Genomic DNA, 4,890 nt, shown 5'->3' with positions numbered 1-4,890 from the left:
TTGACAACCACCACAGGAACGGCCATTTGATCCACTCCATAATCTCCGTTCAAATCCTTTATGGAAGCAGGCATTTTAATTTTAATCCAGCTGCCATCAAGCGCCACATAGGTATCTGAGCTTGGCACTTCAACAGAGTCAATATAGACTTTCACATTGTCCTCAAAATCACTTCCTGAAATCTGCACATAGAAACCGCCATCCACTGACCCCTTGTTGGGTTCAATCGTCGTGATGACAGGATTTGAAGATGCCTGTGCGATATAGTAAAAACCGTTTTGATCATATTTCCCATCTAGCTTGGTGTCCGGATTGATAACTTCAAGTGACTTATAGCCTTTACCCGTTGTCAAATAAGGTACTGTAAACACAATCTGATTTTTGGAAAGAATTCTAGTTCTGTTGCCTTCAATACCACCCGTTACAGGATTGGTTACATAAGGCGTGATCATGTCAAGCTGAACACCATCAAGCGTTAAGCCTGAATTGTTTGTCACAACTGGTTTTTTATTGCCAAATTGATCTTCAGCATTGATATTGCCAAGGCCATCTGTTGTAATGGTATAAGTTTTATCCTTGCCATTGGTAATGACAGGTAGTTGGCTAAAATTATAAGAAAGCGTATAGTGTTCAAGACCGTCTGTGAGGATAACACTTTCGGCATAGTCAGACAAGTAGGCAAAATCTTTTCCTTCTGTATTTTTCCCAACTCTAATAATATGGTTGTCCATCACAGCGGTGAATGTAGGGCCACCTGTAATGGCAATCGTCGTCGTGTCATTATTATCAAATGTAATGGTTGCAGGACCAATTAATGTTCCAGATGAATTATAGGCATTGTAGGTGCCACCAGAATATTTAAAGGCATAGGTCTCACCATTCCAATAGATTGCAGGATTTTTTTCACTGTCATTTGTTAGGGTTGCCACGGTTAAGTCAGAAGCATTTAAAACTTTCGTATTTTCTGCGAAAGAAGAAAATACCGCCTTACCTGCATCTTGATCAATAAATTTATCTTCATTAGGGACCGTGAAAGGCAAATAGTCAATGTTTCCATAAACATTGAGATTGTAATCATTAACCTCGCGTCCGTCGATTTTTATCCTTGTTCCAATCAGTCTAAAGGCATCAATCCCAGTTTCCGTGATGGCCGTTGGATCTGGCTTGAGGAAGTTATCACCATTAACCACCACCATGGTTTCAAACGTACCGGTCTTAGGTGTGAAGCTGCTAAAGATTGGATCCTTGTTAAAGGTTTTAACGTAAGTGAAGTCAGATACTGCAATACCACCACTTGGGTTGACGATTTGAAGCTGCGTCGTGCCTTCTCTTCCCTTTGGTGCCGTGAACTTGATGAGGATCTTGTTACCTGTCGTATCCAAATCTCTTGTGAAGGTTGTGATTTCATCACCATCAAGGTACAATCTCAAGCCCTCTTGAAGGTTTGAACCTGTAATGACGACCTCTTCATTGCCTTCCACAGTGATAATATTTGGCTTGACACTCTCAATTACAGGAATGTCTGCTGTCTTGATAAACTCGAGAAAATCTGAACGTATATTAGACTTACCAAACGATGCAGAATCACGCGTTGGATTCGTCACTTGGAGATGCTTAATACCACCATCGCCAATAAGCGTGGTGTTTGGTACCATAATGAGAATTTTTTGACCCAACTGATTTGTACTGGTGCCATCCACGACATTGCCGTTGGAATTGATAACCGTAAGGGTAAGTGGCACTGCAATCCCGTTTCCATCAAGGAGTACCTGCTCTGGGTCTCCTTCGCTTTGCTTGTATTTGATAATACCGGTAACGGTAACGTTATTATCCAGCGGATTCACCCAAGTTTCATTTGGGAAGAAGCCCACTTGATAGAGATTGTTAAAGGTATTGTCGTCATTCTTTTTGATTAAGACTGAAGGTTTACGGGTGATGATTTTACCGGTTGCGTCAACAACTCTATCCACCAAGAACTTGTCACCCTTGATGGATAACAAGGTGTTGTTTTTGACTCTAGAGTAAGTTGTCGCTGTATCTTCAATTTGAATTTGTGTTGGCGATACACTTGTTATTTCAGGTGTATATGAACTCGGTTCAAACTCAAAGCCGTTAGCTTTGGTTACGATTTGGTTGAATACATACTGTTTGCCGAAATCAGCACCAGCATCTGTAATGGTTAAAGTGGTCTCGATTTCAACGACTACATCCTTAAGCGGGTCTGTCTCAGCATCATCAATAATCGCAGTCGTCACGATGATTGAATCTGGAATTCCCTTTGAAACTTGGAATTCTCCTGTTGTATCCTTTGCAAAAACAGTCTTTTTGGCAATGTTTACATTGATCTTTCTTTCAATCGAAACGTTATTGCCCTTGTAAGTCCCGTTTGCATAGTTAATCACAAGCACCTCATCATTGCTCTCAGAAGTTGGCAATGCAAAAGTCCCTGGTGATGTTAAATCCGGTATATTAAGTGTGATGATGTTACGCCCTGAAATCTGGACGTTACCACCCGTATCTGGGCCTTTAGCCGGATAGATGGCCTCAATCGTCGGTTTGTAACCCGTTTCAATAACGGTGAACTCGTCTAAAATAGTCTGAAGATCATCCCTGTAAACCACTTGTTCTGCGATGACTTGTCCACTTTGTACATCCGTTAGAACCACATAGTAGTTACGGCGCTCAAAGTTGATATCTTCTGGCACTTTAACGGTCAATCGGTCCTCTGTGCCGTTGACATCAATCCCTAGAGATACGAAAGTCGCCTTGTTGACAGTCGAATATTTATCCGAACCATCAAGGGCCTTTAAGAAATAGACTTCATAATTTCGGGTATCCGAAAAATTGGTGCCTGTGAAGTAGACTTCATCACCCTTAGCCCCAGTATTGGGAAACATCTTAAGATCATTGAGTCCAAGACTTTCAATGATTCTAAAGGCACTGATATATGAATATTCGATTTCAATATTAGGTGTTGAATTTACTGGGTCCCCACTGGTCACAGTTTGGCTGAGAACGATATTTTGGTAACCCAAACGCCCTGGATTGGTGGCATTGGTAAGGGTTAAAGTATGACCACTGTCTGAATCATCTGTTCCGAGGGATGAACTACTGATCCCTGTCCCGTAGATTCCAGTTATGTTGCCACCATCGTTTACGCTATCGAGGTAGTTACCATAAAATTCGATGGTATAGGGTTGTGGATCATTTTTGTTGATGGTTTGCTTATTTGAACCCTGAATATTGGGGAATGTCGCCGTATTTAAGTTAATGGTTTGACCACCGATTCTGACTTTTCCGATAAAGGTTTCTGCTTCATCCTTGGTTAAATTATACTTAACAAAGGTATCTGTGTTGAGGACTCTTTCCCCCATGTTAACGAAACCCTGTCCAGACTTCTCAAAGAGCACGTTAACATCCACAAGGTTTGTACCCTGAATCTCAATATAGCCAGATGAAAGCGTGAAGCCGGAATGCGTTACCGAATATTTAATATCCGTTACGACTCTGTTCCCATCAGCATTTGAGCCAACGATGGTTGCATAGCTTGCTATTGCATTCATCGGTAAGCTTCCCATGATCGTCAATATAATTAATAATAAGACCAATTTCCGTTTCATAGAGCACCCCATCTCTTAATATCTATTTAAAAATCTATTCTAATATCGATATTCTTGTATCTACATCTCTTATTTGAAGGCTAATTTCAAGTTACTGTACCAAAAAATAATCACTTACTTTAGACTTGTCTTACTTTTATTATAACAATAAAAGAGCCGAATCATCATTAAAAGGATTTTACAAAAACCTCTATGATTTATCGGCTATAGTCATTGAATTGTTTAATATTAATGAAAATTTAAATATTACAATATGATTACTTGTTATTTGATTTCCAAAAAGGGTTAAAGCGCCACTTGGGAAATGGCGCTTAGCAAATCGGGGAGTGAAGAGTTTTGGGCGTCTCTTCACAGCAAATTATGTTTGGGTTGCCTTAAAAGGTTACCCTAATTTTAGCATGCTCATGTGTCCTTTTTGTGTATTTTGGATAAAAATTTCTTTATTCTGACAACTTTATTCTTCTATTTTAAAAATCTTTATTTTTTCTTTTTGATTTGGTTAATCAGTTCATCAATTTTACTTTGACTGGTCTGTTTATCATGAATGTCCTTGGCATTGTCTTCTTTTTTTCTAAGCGCATCCACAATTTTATCAACTTCCTTTTGATTGCTCATTTGTCCCTCTTTCCTATCAATCTTAGCATTACTATGTTATGCCCATTTCAATTGATTTTCAACCCTTTTTCAAGAATTTTGGAGAATTAGGACCTTTGCCTCAGGTGACCCTTAAAATCTCATTGTGAATTTAACATTTTATTCATATTTCCTATATAGTTTGGTCATAAGTATTCAGTAAAATGAAACTACCTTAAATAATTGATTAAGGCAATAGATTGAAAACGTCCCCCCGTTTTCACATCTCATTTCCCCCCTAATAGACTTGCATGACAAGTCTTTTTTTTATGCATATTTATAAGACCGTCTTTAGAAGTCTTTCGAAGTTGCCATGGGCAATTTTCGACAGGGCCTCGTCTGAATAACCGATTGCCTTTAAGCCAGAAAAAAGTGTTGGTACCTTTACAGTCCCCTCCAAACCTTCAAGCACATCCATTGAAGAACCCTTATCTTCTCTTTCCCAATCCAAATAGTCACAAAAGTCAAAACCGCACCCCACATGGTCAACGCCAATCTTCGCCACCAAATAATCCACTTGGTTGACTAGATCTTCTAGGTTTCTGCCTTTACCCACAAAGGCTGGATAACTATTTATGCCCACGACACCCCCAGTTTCCATAATTGCCTTCAGTTGAGCGTCAGTAAGATTTCTCGG

At 39.6% G+C, this 4,890-nt stretch carries 3 protein-coding genes; all 3 read right to left on the bottom strand.

Annotation, left to right across the window (positions count from 1 at the left end; genetic code table 11):
• Positions 1-3,620: IPT/TIG domain-containing protein (locus tag AC220I_RS18090; RefSeq protein WP_486725270.1), on the bottom strand; the 3,620-nt coding region annotated here is incomplete at its 3' end.
• 477 nt (positions 3,621-4,097) lie between these two features.
• Positions 4,098-4,235 (bottom strand): hypothetical protein, encoded by a 138-nt coding sequence (locus AC220I_RS18085; RefSeq protein ID WP_486725269.1) that lies wholly within the window; start codon positions 4,233-4,235, stop codon positions 4,098-4,100.
• Positions 4,236-4,530: 295 nt separating this feature from the next.
• Positions 4,531-4,890 (bottom strand): membrane dipeptidase (locus tag AC220I_RS18080; RefSeq protein ID WP_486725268.1); only part of this gene is annotated, 360 nt, incomplete at its 5' end.

The organism is Fusibacter sp. (genome assembly GCF_057447755.1).
Note: the sequence above shows the minus strand (reverse complement) of the source record. Positions and strands in the feature narration are given on the sequence as shown.